The organism is Hydrogenophaga pseudoflava NBRC 102511 (genome assembly GCF_001592285.1).
Taxonomy (GTDB): Bacteria; Pseudomonadota; Gammaproteobacteria; order Burkholderiales; family Burkholderiaceae_C; genus Hydrogenophaga; species Hydrogenophaga pseudoflava.
This window is the reverse complement of sequence record NZ_BCWQ01000009.1, coordinates 148,538-175,413: the sequence shown is the minus strand read 5'-3', so window position 1 is coordinate 175,413 and position 26,876 is coordinate 148,538. Positions and strand designations below refer to the sequence as shown.

Below are 26,876 nucleotides of genomic sequence, written 5' to 3'. Positions count from 1 at the left end.
TCACTCTCCTGAAAGCGGCCGGTCATGCGGGGCGTCCAGCGCCGGCAGACCGAAGTAGTTGTGCCAGGCCCAGTCCAGGGCGTCGGGCGTCAGGCGCGGCGGGTGCTGGCGGTAGCGGGCCAGGTCGGCGATCTTGCTGACCACGTCGAAGGGGATGCACGGCAGGTAGGGCTGCCCGTGGCGGGGGTGCAGGCTGTCGACCAGATGGGCCACGCCCTCGGCGTCCTCGGGCACGCCGGTGCGGGCACAGGCCTGGGCCACCACCTCGCGGTAGCCGCGGGCGTCCAGCGGCTCGATCTGGATCTTGTAGCCCAGGCGGCGCGAGAACGCGGGGTCCACCAGGTGGTCGGGCGACAGGTTGCTGGAGAAGATCACCCGCACATCGAAGGGCACCGAGAACTTGGTGCCGGTGTTCAGGGTGAGGTGGTCCGTGTGGCGGTCCAGCGGCACGATCCAGCGGTTCATCAGCTCGGCCGGGCTCACGCGCTGCCGGCCCAGGTCGTCCACCACGAAGATGCCGTTGTTGGCCTTGAGCTGGGGCGGCGCCGTGTGCACCCGGGTGTGCGGGTCGTGGGCCAGGTCCAGCATGTCCAGGCTGAGTTCGCCGCCGGCGATCACCACGGGCCGCTCGCAGCGCACCCAGCGGCCGTCGCTGGAGAGATCGCGCTGCAGGTTGGGGCCATGGCAAGGGCTGATGGAGGCCTGGCCCCGGGCTTCGCGGTGCACGATCGGGTCGAACACCTGCACCACTTCGCCATCCACATAGAGCGCGTGCGGCACCCAGATCTGGCCTTCCAGCGTGCGCACCAGGTGCTCGGCCAGGAAGGTCTTGCCGGTGCCGCTGGCGCCGTACAGGTAGATGGCCTTGCCCGAATTCATCGCGCTGCCCAGACTGGGCAGCAGCGCGGGCGGCAGCACCATGCCGGCCAGCACCGCGCGCAGCCGCAGCTCGCGCACGGGCATGAGCTGGCTGTTCTGCTCGCGCACCTGGGCCACATATTCGGCCAGAGGCACCGGCGCTGGTCCGACGTACTGGCAGCGGTCGAAGGCCATCCGCGCGCGGCGCTGGCCCAGGTCGGTCAGCGCGTAGCTGATGTCGCCCTCCAGCGTGCCGCGCCGCGGCACCTCCACCAGGGCCAGCGCGCGCATCTGCGCCAGCAGCGGGTCGAGCACCGGCACGCCCAGGCCCATGGCCTGTGCCAGGGCATACAGCTTGAGCTCGCCCTTGCGCGAGAGGTGGCGCAGCGCCAGATCAATCTGGAAGCTGGCCGGCAGGCCGGCCACATCGGGGCCGTCGCCATAGGGATCGGCGGGCAGCGGCCGCAGCAGCATCGAGGGCGTGGGCAGATTGAGTTCGGTCATGGCAGGACCTCCTCATCCGAACGCAATGAAGGGTGCCCGGCCCGACAGGGTCCAGGCGGCGTAGCCCGCCACGCCGGCCGCGATGGCCACGGCGTAGGGCATGCGCCAGGCGGTCTGGGTGCTGGCGTCGAAGGAGCCGGCCGAACCCGGCAGCATCTGCCCCAGCGAGGCCAGCGTGTTCTGCATCACCAGGCGGGCGTTGCGCGCCGCGGCCATGCGCCCCAGGGCCAGCACACCGCCGGCCAGCAGCACGCACAGGGCCAGGTTCAGGCTCTCGGCCGGGCCGGCGAAGGCGCCCACCGCCGCCAGCAGCTTCACGTCACCGGCACCCAGGACGCGCAGCGCATAAAAGGGAAGGAACAGCAGCAGGGCCACCAGCGCCCCCAGCAGACTGGCGCCGATCCCGAGGGCGCCGGGGTAGGGAGAGAACAGGCCTGGGTTGCGCAGGAAGGGTTGTGGACCGAATGCGTTCAGCAGCAGACCGGCCGTCAGGGTCATCAGCACCAGCGCGTTCGGGATTCGGCGCTGCCGTGCATCGGAGAGCGCAGCCAGCGCCAGACACAAGCCCAGCAGACCCAGCGCCGCCGCCTGCCATTGCCCTGCTGCCGTGTCGAAGTTCATTTTCGACTCCTGGTTCCGGTTGATGGACCGCTGCAAACCGCCGCTCAGGGACCTGCAATCACCTCAATGACCTCGGCCACCCAGGCGTCCCACCCCGCTCCGTTGGCACTGCCCAGAGCGCCGATGCCGACGATGGCGATCAGGGCAATCAGCACGGCCAGCAGGCCGTACTCGATGGAACTGACACCCCTCTGGCGGTGGCGAAGACCGCAGCTTCGGCTGGTCATGGCGTGGCCCTGTGCGTTTGCTGGATCGGATCGGTGGAACTCTGTTGTGGCCTGCGGCGCGTGGGCCGACCGATCGCCTTGTGGAGCTCTCGGCCAGCCGCACGCCTCACCGGTCAACCGCCACCGCAGATGGCGCCGGCCGGCGGCGACTGCAGACAGCCGGAGATGTCGGTGAAGAGGGTGTTGAGGTTGGTCCCCACCAGGCCCGCCCCGACGATGATCACCACGGCGATCAGCGCCGCGATCAGGCCGTATTCGATGGCGGTCACGCCTTCTTCGTCGCGCAGGAAGCGGCGGGTCGCGTTCAAGAATTTCTTCATTTCCAGCTCCAAGCAAAGGTCAAGGGTTGAAACCACCAGCCACTCCCAAGTGAGCGACCGATGACTGCATGAGCTCCGGAAACGTGCCTCTTGTGCAACCTAAGAAGTCACAAAACACACTTTCTGTAACTCATGGATACATTCAACGCCCGGCGCCAGGCTTTGGCAACCCCTACGGGTATCAGTTGTTACAAATTAGCGATCCACCCATCAATAACTAACTACTTTGGGTGATTTTTTTCACGAAACGACCGCTTGTCATCCATAATTAACCGTTCATCGTTCAAATATGTAACGATATTCGCTCGCAATGAGCTGTCGAATGGCGGGCGGATTTTTTGAACACCGTTCAGTAATGTTTCTGAAAAACAACAAAATCCTGAATTCGGCGCCGAAAACGTAACACCCGCCAAACCCACCCGGACACGGTCAGACATGGGCCTGGGCGGGCTAACATCCGCACCCGCCCACTCCTTGGACACCTCTCTTGCGGCATGCAGGACGACCTCTTCGGCACCCCACCGGCGCCCCCACTCCCTCAGACCACCATCCCGCGGGATGAAGCACTCCTGCCTGCCACGGTCCGGCGGCGCAGCAGCGACGTGCAACCGGTGGCGATGGACGAGTCCACCCGCACCCTCGCCGCCCGCCTGAACCCGCGCATCCGCCTGGGCGCCTCGACCTGGAGCTACCCGGGCTGGGCCGGCATCGTGTGGGACGAAGGGCCGACCAGCGAGGCGCTGCTGGCGAAGAACGGCCTGACCGCCTACGCGCAGCACCCGCTGCTGCGCTGCGTGGGCATTGACCGGTCGTTCTACCGCCCGCTGACCGAGGGGCAGTACGCGCGCTACGCGGGCCAGGTGCCGGACGATTTCCGCTTCGTGGTGAAGGCGCCGGCGCTGGTGACGGACGCGCTGGTGCGCGGCGAACAGGGCCAGGGGCGCCAGCCCAACACGGCGTTTCTGGACCCGGTGCTGGCGACGCAGGAGTTCATCACCCCCGCTCTGGCGGGGCTGGGCGACAAGGTTGGCGCGCTGGTGTTCCAGCTCAGCCCGCTGCCGTTTTCGCAGTTGCAGCGCCTGCCACTGTTGCTGGAGCGGCTGCGCGCCCTGCTGCGGGCGCTGCCGGATGTGCGCGGCGCCACGCCCGACGGCGTGGTGGCGGTGGAGGTGCGCGACCCGGAGTGGCTCTCGCCGGCCATCGCGCCGCAGCTGGCGGCCGTGCTCAAGGAGACCGGCGCCACCTACTGCCTGGGCCTGCACGCCAAGATGCCGCGTCTGGCCGAGCAGTTGCCCCTGCTGCGTGCGCTCTGGCCGGGGCCGATGGTCTGCCGCTGGAACCTGAACCCGCTGCACGGCGCCTACGGCTACGAGGACGCGCAGCGCTCCTACGAGCCTTACGACCGCATCCACGACGTGGACGCCGAGACGCGCGCGCTGATCGTGCGCACGGTGCGCGGCGTGACGGGCGCGGGGCAGAACGCCTATGTGACGATCAGCAACAAGGCCGAGGGTTGTGCGCCGCTGTCGGCGCGGGCGCTGGCGGAGGGATTGGCAACGGCCCCTGTGGCCGGCTAGACGGTTCGCAGGAAATCGAGCACCAGCGTGTTGAACGCCTGGGGGTTGTCGCGATGCACCCCGTGGCCGCTGTCGGTCACCCTCACCACGCGCGCCAGCGGCAGATGGCGCGACAAGGCCCGGGTGGTCGCCTGGTGGATGGCCTGGGTGCGGTCGCCGTGCGTCAGCAGGATGGGCAAGCGCAGCGCCTGGAGGGCGTCGCGGTCCAGCGCCGGATAGGGATCGGCCGACAGACACAGCGCCTGCATGGCCAGCGCGTTGCGCAGTCGGCGTGCGCGGCCTTCGGGCGTGCCGGCCTCGCCCTGGCCGAGCCCGTTGATGCCGTCGGTGAGCATGCTCACGGCTTGGTCCGGGTCGCCCCGTCGGAACGCTTCGGTGGCCGGGTCCAGCACCTCGCGCTGGAACTGCAACCGCGCCGCCTGACCACCGGGCACCTCGTCGGCAAACGGCAGCACCGGGGGCTCGGTGATGGCCAGCGCCCGCACCCGCTGGGGAGCCACCAGCGCGGCCTGGAGCGCGGTGTAGGCACCATAGGACGTGCCTACCAGCACCGCAGGCCGGTCGCACCATTGGCCAAGCAGTTGCACCAGGTCCTGCGCTTCGGCCAGCACCGAATGGTCCGCGCCCACTAGCGGGTTGCGGTTAGGGCTGCTGTAGCGGCGGCTGTAGGTGGTGCAGCGGAAGTGCGGTGTGAAGGCATCCCACTGGGGTGCCCACGAGGACCAGTCACCCATGCCCCCGTGAACGAACACCAGCGGTGCGCCCTGCCCGCCACGCGTAAAGTGAATCTCGGTGTTTCCCGACACCGTGGTCCGTTGCAGCGGCTGACCCAGAAGCGTGCTCTGCATCAGTTGGCCTTCACCTCGGCCAGCGAGGGCTTCAGGCGCGTTTCCTCGCGCTGCAGGAACTGCCCGAACGCCTTGCCGTCGTTGGGCTCCACCACAACGCTGCCCGCCTTGAACTCGGTGTCGCGGTAAGCGGCGTCGGACATGATGTCCCTGAGCACCGCGTTGAGCCGCGCCACCACGGGTTCGGGCATGCCCGCCGGGCCCAACAGGCCGGTCCAGAGGTCGGCCTCGACCCCTTTGACGCTGCGGCCCTCGTTGACCGTGGGGATGTTGGGTGCGGTGGGGTCGCGGTGGCTGGAAATGATGCCGATGGCCTTGATGCGGCCCTCTCGGATCATGGGCAGCGCAGAGGTCAGCGCTATCGTGCCCAGCGGCACCTGTCCGCTGATGAGATCGGTGAGCAGCGGCGCCCCGCCCTTGTAGGGCACATGGTCGATGCGAAAGCCGCCAGCCTGCGCCAGCAGGGTGCCGCCGATGGTCTGCATCATCGCCACGCCGGTGGCGCCCGCCAGCAGGGGCTCGGTGCGGCGCCTGGCCAGCGCCACCAGTTCGTCGGCGGTGTTGGCGCCAAAACCGGGGTGGGCCACCAATACCGTGGTGTTCTGCGACAGCCGCGTCACGGGCGTGAAATCCATGGTGGTGTAGCCCGCCTTGAGCACCGCGGGCGCCACCAGCATGTCGTTGACAGTGCCCACCAGCAGCGTGTAGCCGTCCGGCGCGGCCCGCTGCACCTTCTTGGCACCGATGGTGCCGGAGGCGCCGGCGACGTTGTCGATCACCACTGGCTGCCCCAGCCGCCGCTGGAGCTCGGCGCCCAGGGCGCGGCCCACCCGGTCAACGGCCGCTCCGGCCGGGTAGGGCACCACCAGCGTGATCGGTCTGTCGGGGTAGGTCTGGGCGCTGGACAGCGAAGCAAAAGCGAGCGCGGCGAGCGCAACGGCGGCGGTTCTGCGGCGAAGGGTCATGGCTGTCTCCGTTGTGAATCTGTGCGCTCAGTGTCCGCACAGGCGCCATAGCCGTCCAATCGAATCTTTCACCCATCAATAGGCATGGCTTATATGATGCGCCAACCATGAGCCCACCCGTCTCGGCCTCATCCCTGCGCAACCGCCTGCTCGGCCGGGCCCGGCTACGCCACCTGCATGTGTTTGTGAAGGTGGCGGAACTGCAGTCCGTCAAACGGGCGGCGGATGCCGTGGGCGTGACGCAGCCTTCGGCCACGCAATGCCTGGCCGACCTGGAACAGCTGCTGGGGTGCAGCCTGTTCCTGCGCCATTCGCAAGGCATGGCGCTCACCACTGCGGGCGAGCTGTTGCTGCCGCTGGCGCGGCGCATGCTGGGCCTGGTGGACGAAACCGCCACCCGGGCGGCCGAGATCGCCCAGGGCGCGGTCGGTGTGGTGCGCATCGCAGCCATTTCCGCGGCCATCGGCAGCCATCTGGGCGAGGCCCTGCCGGCGTTCGCGCGCCTGCACCCGAAGATGCAGATCGAGCTGCTGGAAACCGATGCCCAGCGGCACGCCGGCCTGCTGGCCAACCGCGAGGTGGACTGCACCATCTGCCGCCGTCCGGCGGTGCTGCCGGCGGGCACGGCCTTCACACCGCTGTGGCCCGACCAGTTCGGCATCGTTGCCGGGGCGTCCCACCCGCTGGCGCGCAAACGCCGCGTCGGCATGGCCGCCCTGCTGGACTGCACGTGGCTGGTGCCGCCGACATCCATCGCCGCACGCGAGGTGTTCGACAACTTCTTCGCTGCGTCTGCGCCCGTGAAGCACTACAACATCGTCTGCGCCTCACCCACCATGCTGTGGACCCTGCTGAGCCAGGAGCCGCTGCTGAGTCTGGTGCCCCTGAGCGTGATGCAGCGATTTCTGCAGCACGGGCAGTTGGTCCAGATCAACCGGTCCCAGCGCATGCCTTTCGACGACATCGGCGTGCTGGCCGCGGCCAACGGGCGCGGGCCCGCGCTGGAGGTGCTCCTGGCATTTCTTCAGGCGCAGGCGCGGCCAGGCGCACACCGCGCCTGAAGCATGCCTCTCACCCCCTCACGCGCTGCACAGGGGTGGCGTGTGGGCGGTGGCGCAGGGTGATCCAGGTCAGCGCCAGCGCGGTCAGCGCGCCGCAGGCCATGCCCGCCACCATGGGCAGCGGCCGGCCGTTGGCGAACAGGCCCACGACGCCCATGGCCGCCGCGCCACAGAGCATCTGCAGCGTGCCCATGAGGGCGGACGCGGTGCCCGCAATCGCGCCGTGCGCGTCCAGCGCCAGCACCGACACCGTGGGAATCACCATGCCCATGAAGGCGCTGGCCACGAAGTAAAGCGACACCAGCACCAGCAGCTGGTCGCCGCCGACGAGGTAGTACGCCAGCAGCGACGCCATCACCAGCCCGCAGGCGGTGACGGCCCACTTGGCCAGCGGCACCAGCCCGAAGCGCCGCCCCAGGGGGCCGGTGAATTGCGCGGAGCCGATGAAGGCCGCGGCGTTGAGGCCGAACGCCAGGCTGTACTGCGTGGGGCTCAGGCCGTAGTGGTTGATGAGCACAAAGGGCGAGCCGGCCAGGTAGACGAAGAAGCCCGCCATGGCGAAGGCGCCGATGAACACCAGGCCCAGGAAGTGCCGGTCGCGCAGCAGCACGCCGTAGCCGCGCAGCGCGCTGCCCAGGCTGCTGTCCACGCGGTCGGCCTCGCTGCGCGTTTCCGCCAGCGCGCCGCGCACCAGCAGCATGCCGGCCACCGCCGCCAGCGCCACCACCCAGAACACGCCGCGCCAGCCGGTCAGTGCGATGACGCCGCTGCCCGCCAGCGGGGCCAGGATGGGCGAGACGCTGAACACCAGCATGAGCAGCGACATCAGGCGCGCGGCCTCGGCGCCGGTGTGCAGGTCGCGCACGATGGCGCGCGGAATGGCCATGCCGGCGGCAGCGCCCAGGCCCTGCAGGAAGCGCAGTGCCACCAGGGTGTGGATGTCGGTGGCCAGCGCACAACCGATGCTGGCCAGCGTGAACAGGGCCAGACCGGCGTAGAGCGGCGGCTTGCGGCCCACCATGTCGGACACCGGGCCGTAGAGCAGCTGGCCCAGGCCGATGGAGAGGAAGAACGCAGTGAGGGTGAGCTGCACCGCCCCCACCTCGGCGCCCAGGCTGCGCCCGATGTCGGGCAGCGCGGGCAGGTACATGTCGATGGCGAAGGGGCCGATGGCAGAGAGCAGGCCCAGCACCAGGGCCATCTTGAGATAACGCGAAAGCATCGGCGAATTGTCGCAGTGCAACAAAAGTGCCGCCTGGCGCCACCGGAACAACCTTGTGCCCCGGCCGCCGGGCGTCAGTCGAACAGCGAGGGCTGACCGCCGGGCTGGTAGCCCTCAATCTCCAGCAGGCGCCATTTGGTGATGGCGCCACCGCTGGCCGAGAAGCCCCCAGGCTGGCCGCCCGCCGCCAGCACGCGGTGGCAGGGGACGACGGGCGCAAACGGGTTGGCGCCCATGGCCTGGCCGATGGCGCGGGCGAGGTTTTTGTCGCCCATCTCGGCGGCGAATTCGCCATAGGTGATCACCTGGCCAGGCGGGATGGCGCGGGTGCGTTCGTACACGCGCTGCAGAAAGGGCGTGAGGCGCGACATGTCCAGCGGCAGGTGGCGCAGGTCGGCCGGTCGCTCGCCGCGCAGCGCGGCCTTGAGTTCGGTGATGGCCGACTGGACCGGGGGCGGCGGCTCGGCCTCGGGCACCGCTTCCGGCAGGCTGCGCAGCAGGCGTCGGCGCGTGCCCTCGGGCGTGGGCTCGGGCAGCTGCACTGCCGTGATGCCCGCCGGTCCCCAGGCCATGCCGCACACGCCAATGGCGGTGTCGAACAGCGTGTGGCCGGTGGCGCTGTCCATGGCCTGTGTCAGCCGGCGCGCAGCGCCTGGCGCAGCCCTTCGCCGATTTCGGGCCGTTCGGCAAACGGGTCGGGCGGGTTGGTGCCTGCCACTATGGCGTCGAAGCGGCTCTGCGCGTTGCCCAGCGCCTTGGGGTGGCTGTAGATGTAGAACTGGTCGTGCCGCATGGCGTGGAACACCATCTCGGCCACCTGGGCGGCGGTGATCTTGCCGGAGCTGACCGCCTTGTCGCTCATGGCCTGGCCGATCAGCTGGCTCTGCGTGGGCTTCTCGTCGGCCAGGCCGGCGGGCTTGTTGCGGTGGCTCTGGCTGATGCCGGTGGGCACGAAGTACGGGCAGAGCACGCTGGCGCCCACCTGGTCCGTCACCAGCTTCAGGTCCTGGTACAGCGTTTCGCTCAGGCTGACCACCGCGTGTTTGCTGACGTTGTAGATGCCCATGTTGGGCGGCGTCAGCAGGCCGGCCATGCTGGCGGTGTTGACGATGTGGCCGCGGTACGCCGGGTCGGCCTTGGCGGCGGCCAGCATCATGGGGGTGAACAGGCGCACGCCGTGGATCACGCCCCAGACGTTGACGCCCAACACCCATTCCCAGTCCTTGACGGAGTTCTCCCAGACCAGGCCGCCCGAACCCACGCCCGCGTTGTTGAAGACGAAGTGCGGCGCGCCAAAGCGTTGCTGCACGGCCTGGGCCAGGGCCTCCATCTGCTCGGCGCTGGACACGTCGACCTTGCGCGCCAGCACCTGTGCCCCGGCGGCTTCGAGTTCGGCCTGGGCCTTGTCGAGCGCGTCGGGCTGCACGTCCACCAATACCAGGTTCATGCCCAGCTTGGCGCCGATGCGGGCGCATTCGAGGCCGAAGCCGGAGCCGGCGCCGGTGAGCACGGCGGTCTTGCCTTGGAAGTCTGAAATCACGTGTTGGTCTCCTGTGTGGTGTGGTTCAGCGACGGACCATCTCGATGTGCGGGATGCCGTCCTCGATGTAGGGCTTGTCGTCCGACACGAAACCGTGGCGGTTGTAGAAAGCTTCCAGGTGCGCCTGCGCGCCGATGCGGATGGGCTGCGGGCCCCAGAGCTGTTCCAGCAGGCGCACCGATTCGGCCATCAGCGCGTGGCCGATGCCGCCACCGCGCGCGGCCGGCGCGGTGACCACGCGGCCGATGCTGGCCTCCGCAAAGGCCACACCCGGGGGAACCAGGCGGGTGCTGGCGTGCAGGCGGGCTGTGCCGTCTGCATCCACCACCTCGCCTAGAACGTGCAGGCACTGCGCGTCCAGCCCGTCCATGTCCAGGAACACGCAGGCCTGTTCCACCACAAACACCTCGCTGCGCAGGCGCAGCAGGCGGTAGAGGGTGTCGGCGCTCAACGCGTGGAACGGCAGGCAGCGCCACTGGAGGTCCGGGGTGCGGGGATAAAGGGTGGTTCCGGTCAAGCTTTCACTTCCTTCAGTACATATCCGATGCGTGGGAAATGTACGTGCAGGCGGCCGGCCCGGTCGTCGGTGCGCGCGAGCGTGTAGTGGGTGCGCGTGGCGGCGACCAGCGTGCCTTCGGTGGTCTCGGTGCCGAAGCTCTGCGCCGCCACCGTCACGCGGCTGCCCAGGGCGATGCCGTGGTCGTCCTGGAAGGCCTCCTGGGGCAGCGGCGCGGGCTCGGCCGCGGCGGCGATGGCAATCGCCTCGGTGGACGTGAGCTTGGCCGGCTGGCCGTGGCCGATGGCGGCCATGCGGTCCATCCAGGCCAGCACGCCGGGCGTGGCGTCCAGGATGCCGGCCATGGCTGGGTTGACCACGCGCGTGAACCACAGCGGGTGGTAGGCCGCAAAGTCGGCGATGCACGGCTTCTCACCCAGCAGGTAGGGTTGCTCGTGCAGCATGTTCGCCAGGCGCCGCAGGTGGCTGCGGTAGGCGCTGGTGGCGTCGCCCGGGCGCAGGCGGGTCATGCCCGCGCTCATCGCACCGCGGTCGGCCGCAAAGGCCTGGGCCGCTTCGGGCGGCTGCTTGGCGAACATGGCGGCCGCGCCCTTGGGACTGAGCGTGTAGCCCATGGCTGGCCAGAACAGGTCCGTGTCGGCCCACTGAGCCACGATGCGGGCAATGCCCTTGAGGTGTTCGGGAAACAGCGCGGGCTCGGGCTTCAGATGCTCCAGCACCGTGGCGATCAGCGACGTGTCGCACCAGATGTCGGCGCCGATCTGCAGCAGCGGCGTGCGGCGGTAGCCGCCGGTCAGCGCCACCACGTCGGGCTTGGGCATGACGCTGGGGATGTACACGCTCTGCCAGGCCAGGCCCTTGAAGCCGAGCATGAGCCGCGCCTTCTCGGCGAAGGGCGACATCGGGTAGTGGTGGAGGATGGGCGTGGTCATGCGGGGCTCCGTCGGTGATGGGGTTTCAGCGCGGCTGCGCGCGGGCGATGATGGTGGCGAAGTCCGTGCCGGCGCCCAGCGAGCCGAAGCTGTGGCCCCAGTGCCCGTCCAGGCGCGAGTCGCAGAAGGCGGCGAACACCGCGGGCGGCGCGGTCTGTGCGAGCAGCGCGGCCTGCACGGCCAGGGCCACGTCCTGTGCGAGCCGGCGGGCTTCGATCTCGGTGGCCATCAGCTCCACGCGCGTGGGCAGGCTGGCGGCGAGCTGGTCGAGTGCGGGGTGCATGCCTTTGGCGGGGGCGAGTTCGTGCGCCAGTGCGGCAGCTGCGTCGGCCTTGCGCAGGGCGCGCAGCAGATCCAGCGCCATGATGTTGCCGGCGCCTTCCCAGATCGAGTTCACCGGCATCTCGCGGTAGATGCGGGCCATGATGCCCTCGCCGCCCTCTTCCACATAGCCGTTGCCGCCCAGGCATTCCATGGCTTCCTGCGCGAAGTGGCTGCCGCGCTTGCAGATCCAGAACTTGGCGACCGGGGTCAGCAGGCGCTGCATCACGCGCTCGTGTTCGTCCGTCGCAGCGCGGTCGAAGCTGCGCGCCAGGCGCAGGGCCAGCGCGGTCGCGGCTTCGGATTCGAGCGCCAGGTCGGCCAGCACGTTCTGCATCAGCGGCTGCTCGATCAACTTCTTGCCGAAGGCGCTGCGCTGGCTCGTGTGGTTGAGTGCGAGCGACAGCGCATGGCGCATGAGCGCGCTGGTGCCCAGGGCGCAATCGAGACGCGTCATCGTGCCCATGGCCAGGATCTGCGGCACACCCCTGCCCTCCTCACCCACCAGCCAGGCGGTGGCGCCCGCGAACTCCACCTCGGCACTCGCGTTGGCCTTGTTGCCCAGCTTGTCCTTCAGGCGCTGGATGAACAGCTGGTTGAGCGAGCCGTCCGGCAGCACGCGCGGCAGGAACAGGCAACTCAGGCCGCTGGGCGTCTGCGCGAGGATCAGGAAGGCGTCGCACATGGGCGCCGAGAAGAACCACTTGTGGCCGGTCACGGTGAAGCGCGGGCCCCAGGCATCCGACCCGTCGGGCACCGCCTGCGTGGTGTTGGCGCGCACGTCCGAGCCGCCCTGCTTCTCGGTCATGCCCATGCCCATGGTCACGCCGGGCTTGTCCTTCCACAGCCTGAGCGCCGGGTCGTAGGCGCGGCTGGTGAGCTGCGGCGCCCAGTCGGCGTAGATGGCCGGGTTGTCCTTGAGCGCGGGCGTGACCGCGTAGGTCATGGAGATCGGGCAGAGGATGGACGGCTCCAGCTCGGTGAAGAGCATGAAGGCTGCCGCCCGGTTCACATGCGCGGTGCCCGAGGCCTGTTCGGCGTCGGAGAACGGCGTACCGTGCAGGCCCGAGGCCGTGGCCGCCGTCATCAGCGCGTGGTAGCTTGGGTGGAACTCCACCTGGTCGATGCGGTGGCCGAAGCGGCTGTGGCTCTTGAGCTGCGGCGTGAACACATTGGCCAGCCGCGCGTGCTGCTGCATCTCGGCGCTGCCCACCTGCTGGCCCAGGGCGCTCAGGTGGGTGGTGACCAGCGCAGGCGCGTTGAACTTCAGCGCGTCCTGCATCGGCCGGTTGCCGTCGAACAGGTTGACGTCGACCAGCGGCTCGGGCTGGTTGAAGACTTCGTGGGTCGTGTTCATGAAGACACCTCCAACAAGAGCGATGACTTCGGTCGAGGCCACCGCGGAACCGGCTTTGCCGGGCCGCCAGTGGCGCCCCCTGGGGGGTGACGCCGCAGGCGGCGCGGGGGGTTACACAAGTTTCACGAGTTGCTTGCCGAAGTTCTTGCCCTTGAGCAGGCCCATGAACGCCTCGGGCGCGTTCTCCAGGCCTTGGGCGATCGTCTCGCGCGGGCGCAGCTTGCCCTGCGCCACCAGCGTGCCCAGTTCGGTCAGCGCCTCGGGCCAGACCTCCATGTGCTCGCTGACGATGAAGCCTTCGACCTTCAGGCGGTTGATCAGGATCAGCGCCGGGTTGGCCAGGGGCAGCGGCTGGCCGTCGTAGCCAGCGATCATTCCGCAGACGGCGATGCGGCCGAAGGCGTTCATGCGCAGCAGCACCGCGTCCAGCACCATGCCGCCCACGTTCTCGAAGTAGCCGTCGATGCCATTCGGGCACTCCTGCTTGAGCGCTTTGGCCAGGCTGTACATGTCCTTGTGCAGCTTGTAGTCGATGCAGGCGTCGAAGCCCAGTTCGTTCACGGCGTAGGCGCACTTGTCGGGCCCGCCCGCGATGCCGACCACGCGGCAGCCGCGCGCCTTGGCCAGCGCACCGAAGGCGCTGCCCACCGCGCCGGTGGCGGCGCTGATGACCATGGTCTCGCCGGCCTTGGGGTTGATGATCTTCACCAGGCCGTACCAGGCCGTCACGCCCGGCATGCCGACCGCGCCGAGGTAGTAGGACAGCGGCACATGCGTGGTGTCGACCTTGCGCAGCGCGCCGGGCTGCAGCGCGTCGACCACGCTGTACTCCTGCCAGCCGCCCATGCCGACCACGCGGTCGCCGGTGAGGAACTTCGGATGGCGCGACTCGACCACCTCGCCGACCGTGCCGCCGATCATCACTTCGCCCAGCGGCTGCGAGGCGGCGTAGCTCTTGCTGTCGTTCATGCGCCCGCGCATGTAGGGGTCCAGGCTCAGGAAATGGTGGCGCACCAGCACCTGCCCGTCCTTGAGCGGCGGGGTTTCGGTGGTGACCAGCTTGAAGTTGTTCACGGTGGCTTCGCCCTCGGGGCGGTTGTCGAGCAGGATCTGGCGGTTGGTGGCCATGGGAAGTCTCCTTGGAATGTTCAGGGGGCGGGGCGGCGCAGTGTGGGCAGGCCGACGCCGGCGGCGTCGAAGCCGCCGTCGACCGCCAGCACCTGGCCGTTGACGTAGCTGGCCTGCGGGCTGCACAGGAAGCCGACCGCGTTGGCGATCTCTTCGAGCGAGCCGTAACGGGCCAGGGGGATGGTGTCGTGGTAGTCCGCGCGGATGGCGGGCGTGTGCACCTTCTTCGCCATCTCGGTTTCCACCGGGCCGGGCGCGATGGCGTTGACGCGGATGCCGGCGTTGCCGTACTCCACCGCCTGCTGGCGCGTGAGGTGGATCAGCGCGGCCTTGGAGGTGCCGTAGGCCACGCGCAGCGTGCTGGCGCGCAGGCCCGAGATGGACGCGATGTTGACCACCGCGCCACCACCGTTCTTCAGCATCAGCGGCGCACAGGCCTGCACGCAGAGGAAGGGGCCGTCGAGGTTGGTCGCCATCACCCAGCGCCATTCGTCGAAGCTGGTCTCGCCAATCGGCTTGAAGGTGGCGACGCCCGCGTTGTTCACCAGGGCGTCGAGCCGGCCGAAGGTCTGTTCGATGCGCTGCACCGCGGCCGCCACCTGCGCCGGGTCGGACACGTCGCCGTGGATCACCAGCAGGTCGCTGGCGCGGGCGCCGAGTTCGGTACGCAGGGTGGCTTCCGTTGCCGTCAGCGTCGGCGCGTCGTTGTCGATCACCGCGACGCGGTAACCCTGGTGGAAGAACCAGCGCGCGATGGCCAGGCCGATGCCGCGGGCGGCACCGGTGACGAAGGCGACGGGTGTGGCGGAATTGCTCATCAGTCGGTCTTGAGGGGGTTCAGTTCGTGGGTGGACTTGCCCACCGGCAGGCGCGGCACGAACTTGAAGGTGCCGGTGGCGTGGGCGCAGAGCTTGCCCGCTGCGTCCACGATGCGCCCCTCGGTGAAGGCCATGGTCGGGGTGCGGTGCAGCAGCGTGCCGTGCGCCGTGAGCGCGCCCTTGGCGGGGCGCATGAAGCTGGTCTTCATCTCCACCGTCACGCAGCCCATGGCCGGCTCCACCGAACGCGCCGCGTGCGCCATCACCACGTCCAGCAGCGTCATGCTGGCGCCGCCGTGCACCACGTTGAACGAGTTCTGGTGTTCGGGCCTGGGGTCGAAGCAGATCGTGGCCTCGCCGCCCTCGAACTTCTGCAGTTCGAAGCCGAGCAGTTCGACGAAGGGGATGTGGACCGAGAACTTCACTCAGCCTCCCGTGATGACCGAGACGCCGCCGTCGACGGCGAGCCACTGGCCGGTGATGTGCTTGCCAGCGTCGGAGGCATACAGCACGGTCAGGCCCTTGAGGTCTTCGTCGTCGCCCAGGCGGCCCAGCGGCGCGTGCGCGGCCAGCTGCTCCTCGCCCATGGCCTTGAGCGTGCCCTGCGTCATCTTGCTGGGGAAGAAGCCCGGGCAGATGGCGTTGACGCGGATGCCGTGCGGACCCCACTCGGCGGCCAGCGCGCGGGTGAAGTTGATGACCGCGCCCTTGGAGGTGTTGTAGGCGATGGTGTTCATGCCGCGCGGGTTGCCACCCAGGCCGGCGATGGACGCGGTGTTGATGATGCTGCCCTTCTTGCGCGGGATCATGCTGCCCTTGGCGATCAGCTGGCTCAGCAGGAAGTAGCTGCGCACGTTGAGGTTCATCACCTTGTCCCAGGCTTCCAGCGGGTGGTCTTCGGCCGGTGCGCCCCAGGCCGCGCCGGCGTTGTTGACCAGGATGTCCACGTCGCCCACGCGCTGCAGGGTTTCGCTGGTCAGGCGGCGGATGTCTTCCTCGTGCTGGCAGTCGGCGGCGATCCAGCGCGCGTCGATGCCGGCGGCCTGCAGTTCGGCCGTGGCCTCTTCGAGGTCGGTCGCCTTGCGCGAGCTGATCACCACGCGCGCGCCGGCCTCGCCCAGGGCGTGGGCCATCTGCAGGCCCAGGCCGCGCGAGCCGCCGGTGATGAGCGCCGTCTGGCCCTTGAGGTCGAACAGTTGCTGGATGTTGCGGGTCATCAAAGTCTCCTTGGAATGGGAAGGTTCAGAAAGCGTCTTCGGCCAGCTCGGCGCAGATCAGGTCGCGCGTGCGCACCACCTGCAGCCAGGCGCCGATCTTGGGCAGTTCGTAGTGGAAGAAAAAGCGTGCGGCGGCCAGGCGGCCGGTGCGCGCCGAGCTGTCGTCGGCGGCGTGCGCGGCCAGGGCCACGTCGAGCCAGATCCAGGCCAGCACCGTGTGGCCGAAGGCTTGCAGATAGGGCACGGCGTTGGCCAGGGCCTCGGTCGGGTTGGCGGTGGCCCAGGCGGCCTTGGTGGTGGCGCCAACATCCTGCAGGGCCTGGCCCAGCGCGTTGGCGTGCGCAGCCAGTTCGGGCACCTGGATCGCGCGTTCGATGGTGGCGTTGATCCGCCCGGCCAGCAGCGCCAGCCCCTTGCCGTTTTCCATCAGCACCTTGCGGCCCAGCAGGTCCATGCCCTGGATGCCGTGCGTGCCCTCATGGATCATGTTCAGCCGGTTGTCGCGCCAGTACTGTTCCACCGGAAAGTCGCGCGTGTAGCCGTAGCCGCCGTGCACCTGGATGGCCAGCGAGTTCGCCTCCAGGCACCACTCGCTGGGCCAGCTCTTGGCGATCGGCGTCAGCACCTCCAGCAGCAGTCGCGCATCATCGGCCGCCTCGGGCGCGCCGGTGTGCTGTTCGTCCACCAGACGGGCGCAATAGAGTTCCAGCGCGAGCGCGCCTTCGGCGTAGCTCTTCTGCGCCAGCAGCATGCGCTTGACGTCGGCGTGTTCGATGATACGGACCTGGGGCGCAGCCGCATCCTTTCCGCCCGCGCCCATGGGCCGCCCTTGCGGCCGGTTCTTCGCATAGTCCAGGCTCGCGTGGTAGCCCGCCATGCCCAGCATGGTGGCCGCCATGCCCACACCGATGCGGGCCTCGTTCATCATGTGGAACATGCACTGCAGGCCCTTGCCGGGCTGGCCGACGAGGTAGCCCACAGCGCCGGATTCACCCCGCACCAGGTACCTGCCTTCGCCGAAGTTCAGCAGCGTGTTGGTGGTGCCGCGCCAACCGCACTTGTGGTTGAGCCCGGCCAGCGCCACGTCGTTGCGCTCGCCGGTCAGGTTGCCGTCGGCGTCCACCAGCTTCTTGGGCACGATGAACAGCGAGATGCCGCGGGTGCCAGGCACCAGCTTGCCGTGCTCGTCGGGGATCTTGGCCAGCACCAGGTGGATGATGTTCTCGGTCAGCTCGTGTTCACCGGCCGAGATCCACATCTTGTTGCCCTTGAGACGGTAGCGCGGGCCGAGCGGATCGCTCTCAAAACCGGCCCCATCGGGCACCGCGCGCGTCGCCACATCGCTCAGCGACGAACCGGCCTGCGGTTCGGACAGGCACATGGTGCCCGACCAGCGGCCCGAGAACTCGTTGAGCGCAAACACCCGCTTCTGCGCTTCGCTGCCGTGCGCCATCAGCAGGTTGGCATTGCCCACGGTGAGCAGGCCACTGCCGATCGAGACCGAGGCCATCGCGAAGAAGGCGTTGGCCGCGGCTTCCACCGTGTAGGGCAGCTGCATGCCGCCGATGTCGTAGTCCTGCGCCGCGCTGAGCATGCCGCTCTCGGCGTAGGCCTTCTGCGCATCGTGCGTGGCCTGCGGCAGGATCACCTTTTCGCCGTCGAAGTGCGGCTCCTGCGTGTCGACCAGGCGGTTGAAGGGCGCGTACTTCTCGCGCGCGATGCGCTCGCAGGTGTCGAGCACGGCGTCGAAGGTCTCGCGGCTGTGGTCGGCAAAGCGCTCGCGCTGGTTCAGGCGCTCGACCGACAGCCAGTCGTTGAGCAGAAAGTCGATGGTGGGGCGCAGGCTCATGGTCGGCGAGAACGGTAGGGTTGGCTTATTGCGGTTCGATCTTGGCGTCCTTGATGGCCTTGGCCCACTTGGCGGTTTCGTTCACACCGCGCTTGGCCAGGTCCTCGGGCGTGCCCGGCTCCACCGCAAAACCGATGCCGGCGAATTTCTCCTGCACCTCCTTGCTGTTGGCCGCGGCGTTGGCCGCCTTGTTGAGCTTGGCGATCACGTCGGCGGGCGTGCCGGCGGGCACATACATGGCGAAGTAGGCGATCAGCTCGTAGTCCTTGAGGCCCAGGGCTTCGTTGACCGTGGGCAGCTCGGGCACGGCCGGCGAGCGCCTGGTGGAGGTGACGGCCAGGCCACGCACCTTGCCGGCCTTGACCTGCGGCAGCATCACCGCGAAGTCGGCGCTGAACATCTGCACCACGCCGCCGATCAGGTCGGTCATCGCGGCAGGGCCGCTCTTGTAGGGCACGTTGGTCAGCTCGATGCCCGCCATGCCGGCGAGCATCTCGGTGGAGACCAGCTGCGAGGTGCTGGCGCTGGCGAAGTTGATGCTCTTGGGCTTGGCCTTGGCCAGGTCGACCAGTTCCTTGAGCGTCTTCGCCGGCACGTCCGGGTTCACCGCGATGATCAGCGGCACCGAGCCCATGTAGGCCACGGGCGCGAAGGCCTTGTCCTGGTCGTAGGGCAACTGCTTCATCAGGCTCTTGAGCGCCGCGTTGGTGCTGTTGGTGCCGATGAGGATGGTGTAGCCGTCGGGCGCGGCCTTGGCCACCGCGTCGGCGCCGAGCATGCCGTTCACGCCGGGCTTGTTATCGATCACGATGGGCTGGCCCAGGGCCTCCTGCATCTTCTGCGCGAAGGCGCGGCCGATCTGGTCGGTGGCGCTGCCGGCGGCAAACGGCACCACGGCCTTGATGGGTTTGTCCGGGTAGGTCTGCGCGAGGGCCGCGGTGCAGGCCAGCGTGGCCGCGGCGGCGGCGATGACTCGGGTCAGGGTTCGCATCGTCTTGTCTCCTTGTGGTGTGAATCGGAACTCAGTCGTCCAGCGGCAGGTCCAGGACCGCCGCGCTCAGGGTCTTGCCGTGGGCGTCCAGCGCCAGCGACCGTGTGACGCCCCCGGCGAGGGCATCATGCATCACGAAGTGCACGGCGTGCAGCTGTGGCAGCACGAAGCGCTGCACCTCGCCGCCCACCACGCCCGCGAAAAACGCCTGCACGCGTTCCGCCGTCAGCAGGCGTTCGAGCAACGGAAAGTCTGCCGGGTCCAGCGCGATCACGCTGAGCGTGGCGCGGTTGCCCTTGTCGCCGGAGCGGGCCAGGGCGATGTCCCTCAGGATGCGGCGAGGTGCGTTGCTCATGCGGCCCACTCCAGCACCTCCACCCGGGTCTGCACCGCCTCGCGCGGGATCAGCGTGGAAGCCACCGCCACCACCTCGCGCACCGACTGTGTGACGCCGCCACCGGCCGCCGGGCCGTTGAGGTAGAGCGCCTCCACCTCCTGGCCCACGCGCTCGGCTTGGGCGCGGGTGTCGCAGCGCACCGCCAGCCGCACCCGCACTTCATACGGCTCGCGGTCGGCACCCAGCCCAGCGCCGTGCATGGCGTTGACGCCGATCAGTTCGGCGCGGTGTTCGCACCCGGCGAGCGAAGGCAGCAGCCCCGTGTCGGCCAGGCGGTGGCGCAGGATGTCCAGCGCCAGCTCGCCGCGCGCGCGGGCGCCCGGCCCGGCATAGGAGATCTGGCCTTCGCCGATGAAGCCGTCGCTGTAGCCCAGGCTGACCTTCAGCTGGTCGGGCCTCGCTCGACCGCTGGCGCCGTCCACGCGCACGCGGTCGTCGCCCAGTTCGGTGAAGCGCACGCCCGAAAAGTCGCCGGTCACATCCGCCTGCAGGTAGGCCGCCGGGTCTTCCACCTCGTACAGCAGCTGCGCCGTGCAGCTGAGCCGGTCCACCCGGCCACCGGTGCCCGGCAGCTTGGTGATCACCACGCCGCCGTCGGCCTCCACCTCGGCGAGCGGAAAGCCCACGCGGTGCAGCTCGGTCACATCCACCCGGCCTGGGTCGGCCAGGTATCCGCCGCTGACCTGGGCCGCGCATTCGAGCAGGTGGCCAACGGCCAGGCCTTTGCCGAGCAGCGGCCAGTCGTCGGCCGCCCAGCCGAAGTGCTGCATCAGCGGCGCGAGAAACAGCGAGGGGTCGGCCACACGGCCGGTGACGACCAAGTCAGCCTTCGCTGCCAGCGCCGGCAGCAGCGCGTCGGCGCCCAGGTAGGCATTGGCCGAGATCAGCCGTCCGTCCAGCGAGCGCACCGTGTCCGCATTGTCGAGCAGCGGCGCGTCGTTTTTCTGGACCCAGTCCAGCACGTCGTCGCCCAGAACCACCGCCACGCGCAGGCGCGGCAGCTGCAGTTCGCGCGCCACCGCCAGCGCAGCATGCCCCGCAGCCAGCGGGTTCGCCGCGCCCATGTTGGTGATGATGGTGGTGCCCTGCTGCAGGCAGGCGGGCAGCACCGCCCGCAGGCGCGCCGCTAGCAGCGGGTCGAAGCCCTGCGCCGGGTCGGCGCGGCGGCGCAGCTGCGCCAGCGCAATCGTGCGCTCGGCCAGGCATTCGAACACCAGGGCGTCCAGCTGCCCTCGCCGGGCCAGATCGACAGCCGGGTCGATGCGGTCCCCGGCGTAGCCTGCGCCTGCGCCGATCCGGTAGGGCCTCATGTGCTGAGTCTCCTGCTCGGACCGGCGGCGCGGGTTTACAGGACTTCGAAGATGCCGGCCGCGCCCATGCCGCCGCCGATGCACATGGTCACGCAGACGCGCTTGGCGCCGCGGCGCTTGCCTTCGATCAGCGCGTGGCCGGTCAGGCGCTGGCCCGACACGCCATAGGGGTGGCCCACGGCGATGGCGCCGCCGTTGACGTTCAGGCGGTCGGCCGGGATGCCCAGCTTGTCGCGGCAGTAAATCACCTGCACCGCGAAGGCTTCGTTGAGTTCCCAGAGGTCGATGTCGCTCATCTTCAGGCCCAGGCGCGAGAGCACCTTGGGAATGGCGAACACCGGGCCGATGCCCATTTCATCGGGCTCGCAACCGGCGACGGCAAAGCCCAGGAAGCGGCCCAGCGGCTTCAGCCCTTTCTTCTCGGCCAGGGTTTCGTCCATCAGCACGCAGGCGCCCGCGCCGTCGCTGAACTGGCTGGCGTTGCCGGCCGAGACCAGACCACCCGGCAGCGCCGAGCGCAGGCCGTGGATGCTGTCGAAGGTGGTGCCGGGGCGGATGCCCTCGTCGTTCTCGACCGTGACCTGCTTGGTCATCAGGCCCATGACCTTGTCGGCGACGCCGGCGGTGACGGTGATGGGGGCGATCTCGGCCTTGAACAGCCCGGCTTCCAGCGCGGCCGCGGCCTTCTGCTGGCTGGCGGCGCCGTACTCGTCCATGGCGTCGCGACCGATGTTGTAGCGCTTGGCCACCTGTTCGGCGGTCTGCAGCATGTTCCAGTAGATCTCGGGCTTCTGTTTTTCCAGCGCCAGGTCCTTGAGCATGTGCTGGTTCATCTCCTGCTGCACGCAGGAGATGCTTTCCACGCCACCGGCCACATAGACCGAGCCTTCGCCCGCGATGATGCGCTGGGCGGCCAGGGCGATGGTCTGCAGGCCGGACGAGCAGAAACGGTTGACGGTCATGCCCGAGACGGTGATGGGCAGGCCGGCCTTGAGGGCGATCTGGCGCGCGATGTTGGCGCCGGTCGCGCCTTCGGGGTTGGCGCAGCCCATGATCACGTCTTCGACTTCGGCGGCGTCGATGCCGGCGCGCTGCACGGCGTGCTGCACCGCGTGGCCACCGAGCGTGGCACCGTGGGTCATGTTGAAGGCGCCCTTCCAGCTCTTGGTCAGGGGCGTGCGGGCGGTGGAAACGATGACGGCGTTGGTCATGATGGGTTCCTCAAATCTTGATTCGTGCGGTCATCAGAAGGTCTTGCCCTCTGCAGCCAGCTTGGCGAGCAGGGGTGCGGGCGTCCAGAACTTCGCGTCGTCCAGCGGGTTCTTCGCAAAGCGCTTCATGGCCTGCACCACGTTGAACAGGCCGACCTCGTTGGCGTAGTTCAGCGGGCCGCCGCGGTGCACCGGGAAGCCGTAGCCGAAGATGTAGACCACGTCGATGTCGCTGGCCTTGTTGGCAATGCCTTCTTCCAGGATATGCGCAGCCTCGTTCACCAGCGAAAACACCAGGCGCTGCACGATCTCTTCGTCGGAGATCTTGCGCGGCGTGATGCCCAGTGCCTTGCGGTGCTCCTCGATCATCTGCACCACCTCGGCGTTCGGGATGGCGTCGCGCTTGCCTTCGACGTAGTCGTACCAGCCCTTGCCCACCTTCTGGCCGAAGCGGCCTTTCTCGCACAGCAGGTCGGCGGTCTTGCTGTACTTCATGTCCGGCTTTTCCAGGTAGCGGCGCTTGCGGATCGCCCAGCCGATGTCGTTGCCGGCCAGATCGCCCATGCGGAACGGCCCCATGGCGAAGCCGAACTTCTCGATCGCCTTGTCCACCTGCTCGGGGGTGCAGCCTTCGTCCAGCAGGAAGCCACCCTGGCGCCCGTACTGCTCGATCATGCGGTTGCCGATGAAGCCGTCGCAGACGCCGGACACCACGGCGGTCTTCTTGATCTTCTTGGAGATGGCCATCACGGTGGCCAGCACGTCCTTGGCGGTCGCGTCACCGCGCACCACTTCCAGCAGCTTCATCACGTTGGCCGGGCTGAAGAAGTGCATGCCCACCACGTCCTGCGGGCGCTTGGTGAAGTTGGCGATCTTGTTGACGTCCAGCGTCGAGGTGTTGGAGGCCAGGATGGCACCGGGCTTCATCACACGGTCGAGTTCCTTGAACACGGCTTCCTTGACACCGATCTCCTCGAACACGGCCTCGATCACCAGGTCGGCCGAACCGATCTCGTCGTAGCTCAGCGTGGTGCTCAGCAGGCTCATGCGCTGCTCGTACTTGTCCTGCTTGAGCTTGCCCTTCTTGACCTGGGCTTCGTAGTTCTTGCGGATGGTCGCGATGCCTCGGTCCAGCGCTTCCTGCTTCATCTCCAGGATCTTCACCGGGATGCCGGCGTTGAGGAAGTTCATGGAAATGCCGCCGCCCATGGTGCCGGCGCCAATGACGGCCACCGACTGGATGTCGCGCTTGGGCGTGTCTTCCGGCACGTCGGGGATTTTGCTGGCGGCGCGCTCGGCGGTGAACAGGTGGCGCAGCGACTTGCACTCGGGCGTCCACATCAGGTTGATGAAGATCTCGCGCTCGAACACCATGCCGTCGTTGAACTTCTTCTTGGTCGCGGCTTCGACGGCGTCCACGCACTTGGCAGGCGCGGGGAAGTTCTTGGCCATGCCCTTGACCATGTTGCGCGCGAACTGGAAGTAGGCGTCGCCGTCCTTGTGCTTGCAGGGCAGGTTGCGCACCAGCGGGAAGGCGGAGCCGTCGGAGTGTTTGGCGGCCATCTCGCGGGCGAAGGCCAGTGCTTCCTCGGCCAGCGACTCGGGCGAAGCGGCCAGCTTGTCGAACAGCTTCTGGCCGGGCAGCTGGGCCAGCATCTCGCTCTTGACGGGCTCGCCGCTGACGATCATGTTCAGCGCGGCTTCCACGCCCAGCACGCGCGGCAGGCGCTGCGTGCCACCCGCGCCGGGGATCAGGCCCAGCTTCACTTCGGGCAGGGCCACGTTGCAGCCGGGGGCGGCGATGCGGTAGTGCGCGCCGAGCGCGAGTTCCAGGCCGCCGCCCATGCACACGCTGTGCACCGCCGCAACCACTGGCTTGGTGGTGTTCTCCACGCGCAGGATGACGGAGAGCAGGTTGGGTTCCTGGATCGCCTTGGGCGAGCCAAACTCGCGGATGTCGGCACCGCCCGAGAAAGCCTTGCCGGCACCGGTCAGCACGATGGCCTTGACCGCTGCGTCGTTCTCGGCCTTCTCCAGCCCTTCGACGATGGCCTGGCGGGTGGACAGGCCCAGGCCGTTGACCGGCGGGTTGTTCAGCGTGATGACGGCGACGTCGCCGTGGACCTGGTACTCAGCGGTCATGGGGTCTCCTCTGGGGTGAAACGGGAAAACAGTTCAAAAACGAACGGTCGTGCGATTTTAGGAAAATTGTGCAGCGCGACAAGCGCCACTTGTCGCTTGCGGGTCAGACCTCAAGCCATTCCTTGCGGGTGTAGGGATCGGCACGGAGCGAATCCGGCGTGCCCTCGAACACGATGCTCCCGTGGCCCATCACCAGCGCCCGGTCCGAGATCGCCATCGCGATGGTCAGCTTCTGTTCGATCAGCAGCACCGAGATGCCGCGCGCCTTGAGCTTCTGCAGGTACTCGCCCACCAGTTCCACGATCTTGGGCGCCAGGCCCTCGGTGGGCTCGTCGATGATGATCAGGTCGGGGTCGCCCATCAGCGTGCGGCACAGGGTCAGCATCTGCTGCTCGCCGCCAGAGAGCACGCCGGCCTCGGTGTGCTGCCGCTCCTTCAGGCGCGGGAACATGGCGTACATGTCGTCGAAGCTCCAGCGCGAGCCCTTGCCGCTGCCCTTCTGGCCCAGCAGCAGGTTCTGGTGCACCGTGAGCTTGGGGAAGATGTCTCGGTTCTCGGGCACGTAGCCGATGCCGCGGTGCGCGATCTCGAAGGGCTTGTGGCCGCGGATGGCCTGGCCTTTCCAGTCGATCGTGCCTTCGCAGTCGACCAGGCCCATGATGGCCTTGGCGGTGGTGGAACGGCCCGAGCCGTTGCGGCCCAGCAGCGCGACGATCTCGCCCTGCCCCACTTCAAAGCCCACGCCGTGCAGCACATGGCTCTTGCCGTAGTAGGCGTGGAGGTTCTGGATCTTCAGCATGGCATCCCTCCTTCAGTGACCGGCCGAGGCGGCCTGCTCGTCGGCCAGCACCGAGCCAAGGTAGGCCTCCTGCACCCTGGGGTTGGCGCGCACCGCCTCGGGCGTGTCGAAGGCAATCACCTCGCCATAGACCACCACCGCGATCTTGTCGGCCAGGCCGAACACCACGCCCATGTCGTGCTCCACCGTCAGCAGGGTCTTGCCCACCGTCACCTCGCGGATCAGCTCGATGAAGCGGCTGGTCTCGCTCTTGCTCATGCCGGCCGTGGGTTCGTCCAGCAGGATCACGTTGGCGCCACCGGCGATGGTGATGCCGATTTCCAGCGCGCGCTGCTCGGCGTAGGTCAGGTTCATCGCCAGGGTGTCGCGCTTCCTGTCCAGCCGGATCATCTTCATCAGCTCTTCGGCCCGGTCGTTGGCGTCGGTCAGGTCGGCCAGGAAGCGGAACAGCGTGTAGCGGTAGCCCAGGCTCCAGAGCACGCTGCAGCGCAGGTTCTCGAACACGCTGAGCTTGGGGAAGATGTTGGTGATCTGGAAGCTGCGCGAGAGGCCCAGGCGGTTGATCTCGAAGGGCTTCTTGCCGTCGATGCGGGTGCCGTTGAGGACCACCTCGCCGCTGCTGGGTGCGAAGCGGCCCGAGATCAGGTTGAACAGCGTGGACTTGCCCGCGCCGTTGGGGCCGATGATGGCCACGCGCTCGCCGGCGCGCACGGCCAGGTTGGCGCCGCGAATGATCTCGGTCTTGCCGAAACTCTTGCGCAGATCGCGCAGTTCCAGCGCATAGCCACCCGAATGCACATGGCTCATGGCCTGCTCGTGCGGCCGCACGGGGGTGTTGGTCGCGGTGCTCATTCCGTCTCCCGGCGCTTGATCTCTTTTTCGATGTCGGTCTGGATGGCCGACCACTGGGCGGCAAACTGGCGCCGGGCAATCTCGAACACGCCCAGGCAGGTCAGCGTGACGAACACCGCGCCGAACCAGGTCGTGCCGGCGCGCGTGTCCAGCTCCACGCCAAGGTACTTCACCGTGTCGCCCAGGGCCGCGTTCAGCTGCAGGTGGTAGATCATCTCGACCATCGAGCCGGCCCCCAGCAGCACCAGCACCGCTGCCACGCCCAGCACTACATAGGACACCCAGATCTCACGCAGCCGGCCAAAGGACGCCACGCGCAGGTTCATCATGATCAGGCTGGCGATGCCGCCCGGCGCGTACATCACCATGAACAGGAAGATCAGGCCCAGGTAGAGCAGCCAGGCCTTGGTCAGCTCCGACAGCAGCACCGCGGCCAGCACCATCAGCACGCCTCCGATGATGGGGCCGAAGAAGAAGGTGGCGCCGCCCAGGAAGGTGAACAGCAGGTAGCCGCCGGAGCGCGCCGCACCCACCACCTCGGCCGTCACGATCTCGAAGTTGATGGCGCCCAGGCCGCCGGCGATGCCGGCGAAGAAGCCCGCGATCATGAAAGCCAGGTAGCGCACCTTCTGCGTGTTGTAGCCGATGAACTCGACCCGCTCCGGGTTGTCGCGCACGGCGTTCAGGATGCGGCCCAGCGGCGTGCGCGTGAAGGCGAACATGAGCGCCACACAGACGAAGGTGTAGACCGCGATCAGGTAGTACACCTGCACCGGCGGGCCGAACGTGATGCCCATGAAGGGTTCACCCACCACACGGTTGCCCGAGACGCCGGCCTCGCCGCCGAAGAAGTCGGAAAACATCAGCGACATCGCGAACACCAGTTCGGCCATGCCCAGCGTGATCATGGCGAACGGCGTGCCCGCCTTCTTGGTCGTCACGTAGCCGAACAGGACGGCAAAGAACAGGCCGGCGAAACCGCCCACCACCGGTATCAGGCTGACCGGGATCGGCCACTGCCCGTCCGACACCGCGTTGAGCGCATGGATCGCGACATAGCTGCCCAGGCCGGTGTAGACCGCATGGCCGAAGCTGAGCATGCCGCCCTGCCCGAGCAGGATGTTGTAGGACAGGCAGGCGATGATGGCGATGCCCATCTGCGTGAGCATGGTGACCGACAGGTTGCTGGTGAACAGCAGCGGTGCCACAGCCAGCACGATGGCGAACAGCGACCAGACGATCCAGCGGCCGACGTTCCAGGGTTTGAATTCGTAGTGCGTCTTGCTCATGGT

27 protein-coding genes are annotated in these 26,876 nt (G+C 68.3%); 2 read left to right on the top strand and 25 right to left on the bottom strand.

All coding sequences use genetic code 11. From position 1 onward, the window contains the following. The 4 genes from HPS01S_RS12865 to HPS01S_RS12850 all read right to left on the bottom strand — a co-directional run bounded on the left by HPS01S_RS12865 (position 1) and on the right by HPS01S_RS12850 (position 2,530). Positions 1 to 1,362 (bottom strand): DUF8689 domain-containing protein, encoded by a 1,362-nt coding sequence (locus HPS01S_RS12865; RefSeq protein WP_066156549.1) that lies wholly within the window; start codon positions 1,360 to 1,362, stop codon positions 1 to 3. A 12-nt stretch (positions 1,363 to 1,374) separates the two neighbouring features. Beyond that, entirely contained in the window at positions 1,375 to 1,983 is a 609-nt protein-coding gene (locus tag HPS01S_RS12860) for a prepilin peptidase (protein ID WP_066156546.1), read from the bottom strand. A 44-nt stretch (positions 1,984 to 2,027) separates the two neighbouring features. Then, positions 2,028 to 2,210, bottom strand: coding sequence for a Flp family type IVb pilin (locus HPS01S_RS12855; RefSeq protein ID WP_066156543.1), 183 nt, complete (start codon positions 2,208 to 2,210; stop codon positions 2,028 to 2,030). Between the two features lie 113 nt (positions 2,211 to 2,323). Beyond that, on the bottom strand, positions 2,324 to 2,530 hold the full coding sequence (locus tag HPS01S_RS12850; protein WP_066156538.1) for a Flp family type IVb pilin: 207 nt from the start codon (positions 2,528 to 2,530) through the stop codon (positions 2,324 to 2,326). A 494-nt stretch (positions 2,531 to 3,024) separates the two neighbouring features. Here HPS01S_RS12850 and HPS01S_RS12845 point away from each other — a divergent pair, with 494 nt between their 5' ends. Beyond that, positions 3,025 to 4,107, top strand: a complete 1,083-nt coding sequence (locus tag HPS01S_RS12845) for a DUF72 domain-containing protein (protein ID WP_066156535.1) — start codon at positions 3,025 to 3,027, stop codon at positions 4,105 to 4,107. On the opposite strand, the gene HPS01S_RS12840 is transcribed toward HPS01S_RS12845, so the two are convergent. Both HPS01S_RS12840 and HPS01S_RS12835 read right to left on the bottom strand, forming a co-directional pair. Next, positions 4,104 to 4,955: an alpha/beta fold hydrolase gene (locus tag HPS01S_RS12840; RefSeq protein WP_066156532.1), complete on the bottom strand. Its 852-nt coding sequence runs from the start codon at positions 4,953 to 4,955 to the stop codon at positions 4,104 to 4,106. The two genes, HPS01S_RS12845 and HPS01S_RS12840, sit on opposite strands and share 4 nt — an antisense overlap. Then, positions 4,955 to 5,920, bottom strand: a complete 966-nt coding sequence (locus HPS01S_RS12835; protein ID WP_066156529.1) for a Bug family tripartite tricarboxylate transporter substrate binding protein — start codon at positions 5,918 to 5,920, stop codon at positions 4,955 to 4,957. Before HPS01S_RS12835 ends, HPS01S_RS12840 begins: the two co-directional genes overlap by 1 nt. Before the next feature lie 107 nt (positions 5,921 to 6,027). Between HPS01S_RS12835 and HPS01S_RS12830 the strand changes: the two genes are divergently transcribed. After that, positions 6,028 to 6,981 carry a LysR family transcriptional regulator gene (locus HPS01S_RS12830; protein WP_066156526.1) on the top strand — a complete coding sequence of 318 codons (954 nt, stop codon included), beginning with the start codon at positions 6,028 to 6,030 and terminating at the stop codon, positions 6,979 to 6,981. Positions 6,982 to 6,991: 10 nt separating this feature from the next. Here the strand turns inward: HPS01S_RS12830 and HPS01S_RS12825 are convergent, their stop codons facing one another. The 19 genes from HPS01S_RS12825 to HPS01S_RS12735 form a co-directional block, all read right to left on the bottom strand. Then, positions 6,992 to 8,203 carry a multidrug effflux MFS transporter gene (locus HPS01S_RS12825; protein WP_066156524.1) on the bottom strand — a complete coding sequence of 404 codons (1,212 nt, stop codon included), beginning with the start codon at positions 8,201 to 8,203 and terminating at the stop codon, positions 6,992 to 6,994. Between the two features lie 74 nt (positions 8,204 to 8,277). Further along, the gene (locus HPS01S_RS12820) at positions 8,278 to 8,829 is read right to left on the bottom strand and encodes a methylated-DNA--[protein]-cysteine S-methyltransferase (RefSeq protein ID WP_066156519.1); all 552 of its coding nucleotides are present in this window, start codon (positions 8,827 to 8,829) and stop codon (positions 8,278 to 8,280) included. Between the two features lie 8 nt (positions 8,830 to 8,837). Next, positions 8,838 to 9,743, bottom strand: a complete 906-nt coding sequence (locus tag HPS01S_RS12815) for an SDR family oxidoreductase (RefSeq protein ID WP_066156515.1) — start codon at positions 9,741 to 9,743, stop codon at positions 8,838 to 8,840. 25 nt (positions 9,744 to 9,768) lie between these two features. Continuing rightward, positions 9,769 to 10,260 carry a GNAT family N-acetyltransferase gene (locus tag HPS01S_RS12810; protein WP_066156513.1) on the bottom strand — a complete coding sequence of 164 codons (492 nt, stop codon included), beginning with the start codon at positions 10,258 to 10,260 and terminating at the stop codon, positions 9,769 to 9,771. Then, complete coding sequence (locus tag HPS01S_RS12805; RefSeq protein WP_066156510.1) at positions 10,257 to 11,192, bottom strand: glutathione S-transferase family protein; 936 nt, start codon at positions 11,190 to 11,192, stop codon at positions 10,257 to 10,259. The genes HPS01S_RS12810 and HPS01S_RS12805 overlap by 4 nt, the downstream gene beginning before the upstream one ends. 25 nt (positions 11,193 to 11,217) lie before the next feature. Continuing rightward, positions 11,218 to 12,870 (bottom strand): isovaleryl-CoA dehydrogenase, encoded by a 1,653-nt coding sequence (locus HPS01S_RS12800; protein WP_066156507.1) that lies wholly within the window; start codon positions 12,868 to 12,870, stop codon positions 11,218 to 11,220. A gap of 111 nt (positions 12,871 to 12,981) precedes the next feature. Beyond that, a complete protein-coding gene (locus HPS01S_RS12795) occupies positions 12,982 to 13,998 on the bottom strand; it encodes an NADP-dependent oxidoreductase (RefSeq protein ID WP_066156504.1) in 1,017 nt (338 codons plus the stop codon). Positions 13,999 to 14,018: 20 nt separating this feature from the next. Continuing rightward, on the bottom strand, positions 14,019 to 14,816 hold the full coding sequence (locus HPS01S_RS12790) for an SDR family NAD(P)-dependent oxidoreductase (protein WP_066156501.1): 798 nt from the start codon (positions 14,814 to 14,816) through the stop codon (positions 14,019 to 14,021). Further along, positions 14,816 to 15,241: a PaaI family thioesterase gene (locus HPS01S_RS12785; RefSeq protein WP_066156499.1), complete on the bottom strand. Its 426-nt coding sequence runs from the start codon at positions 15,239 to 15,241 to the stop codon at positions 14,816 to 14,818. Before HPS01S_RS12785 ends, HPS01S_RS12790 begins: the two co-directional genes overlap by 1 nt. Next, entirely contained in the window at positions 15,242 to 16,033 is a 792-nt protein-coding gene (locus HPS01S_RS12780) for an SDR family oxidoreductase (protein ID WP_066156497.1), read from the bottom strand. Positions 16,034 to 16,058: 25 nt separating this feature from the next. Next, positions 16,059 to 17,882: an acyl-CoA dehydrogenase gene (locus HPS01S_RS12775; protein WP_066156495.1), complete on the bottom strand. Its 1,824-nt coding sequence runs from the start codon at positions 17,880 to 17,882 to the stop codon at positions 16,059 to 16,061. Positions 17,883 to 17,907: 25 nt separating this feature from the next. Continuing rightward, on the bottom strand, positions 17,908 to 18,873 hold the full coding sequence (locus HPS01S_RS12770; RefSeq protein WP_066156493.1) for a Bug family tripartite tricarboxylate transporter substrate binding protein: 966 nt from the start codon (positions 18,871 to 18,873) through the stop codon (positions 17,908 to 17,910). A 31-nt stretch (positions 18,874 to 18,904) separates the two neighbouring features. After that, entirely contained in the window at positions 18,905 to 19,228 is a 324-nt protein-coding gene (locus HPS01S_RS12765; protein WP_066156490.1) for an AtuA-related protein, read from the bottom strand. Next, positions 19,225 to 20,580: an acyclic terpene utilization AtuA family protein gene (locus HPS01S_RS12760; RefSeq protein ID WP_066156486.1), complete on the bottom strand. Its 1,356-nt coding sequence runs from the start codon at positions 20,578 to 20,580 to the stop codon at positions 19,225 to 19,227. Before HPS01S_RS12760 ends, HPS01S_RS12765 begins: the two co-directional genes overlap by 4 nt. A gap of 35 nt (positions 20,581 to 20,615) precedes the next feature. Further along, on the bottom strand, positions 20,616 to 21,791 hold the full coding sequence (locus HPS01S_RS12755) for an acetyl-CoA C-acyltransferase (protein WP_066156483.1): 1,176 nt from the start codon (positions 21,789 to 21,791) through the stop codon (positions 20,616 to 20,618). A gap of 33 nt (positions 21,792 to 21,824) precedes the next feature. Next, complete coding sequence (locus HPS01S_RS12750) at positions 21,825 to 23,933, bottom strand: 3-hydroxyacyl-CoA dehydrogenase NAD-binding domain-containing protein (protein ID WP_066156480.1); 2,109 nt, start codon at positions 23,931 to 23,933, stop codon at positions 21,825 to 21,827. Between the two features lie 103 nt (positions 23,934 to 24,036). After that, positions 24,037 to 24,732, bottom strand: a complete 696-nt coding sequence (locus HPS01S_RS12745) for an ABC transporter ATP-binding protein (RefSeq protein WP_066156477.1) — start codon at positions 24,730 to 24,732, stop codon at positions 24,037 to 24,039. A gap of 12 nt (positions 24,733 to 24,744) precedes the next feature. Then, positions 24,745 to 25,539 carry an ABC transporter ATP-binding protein gene (locus tag HPS01S_RS12740; RefSeq protein ID WP_066156655.1) on the bottom strand — a complete coding sequence of 265 codons (795 nt, stop codon included), beginning with the start codon at positions 25,537 to 25,539 and terminating at the stop codon, positions 24,745 to 24,747. A gap of 41 nt (positions 25,540 to 25,580) precedes the next feature. Beyond that, positions 25,581 to 26,873: a branched-chain amino acid ABC transporter permease gene (locus tag HPS01S_RS12735; protein WP_066156470.1), complete on the bottom strand. Its 1,293-nt coding sequence runs from the start codon at positions 26,871 to 26,873 to the stop codon at positions 25,581 to 25,583. Positions 26,874 to 26,876: the final 3 nt, after the last annotated feature.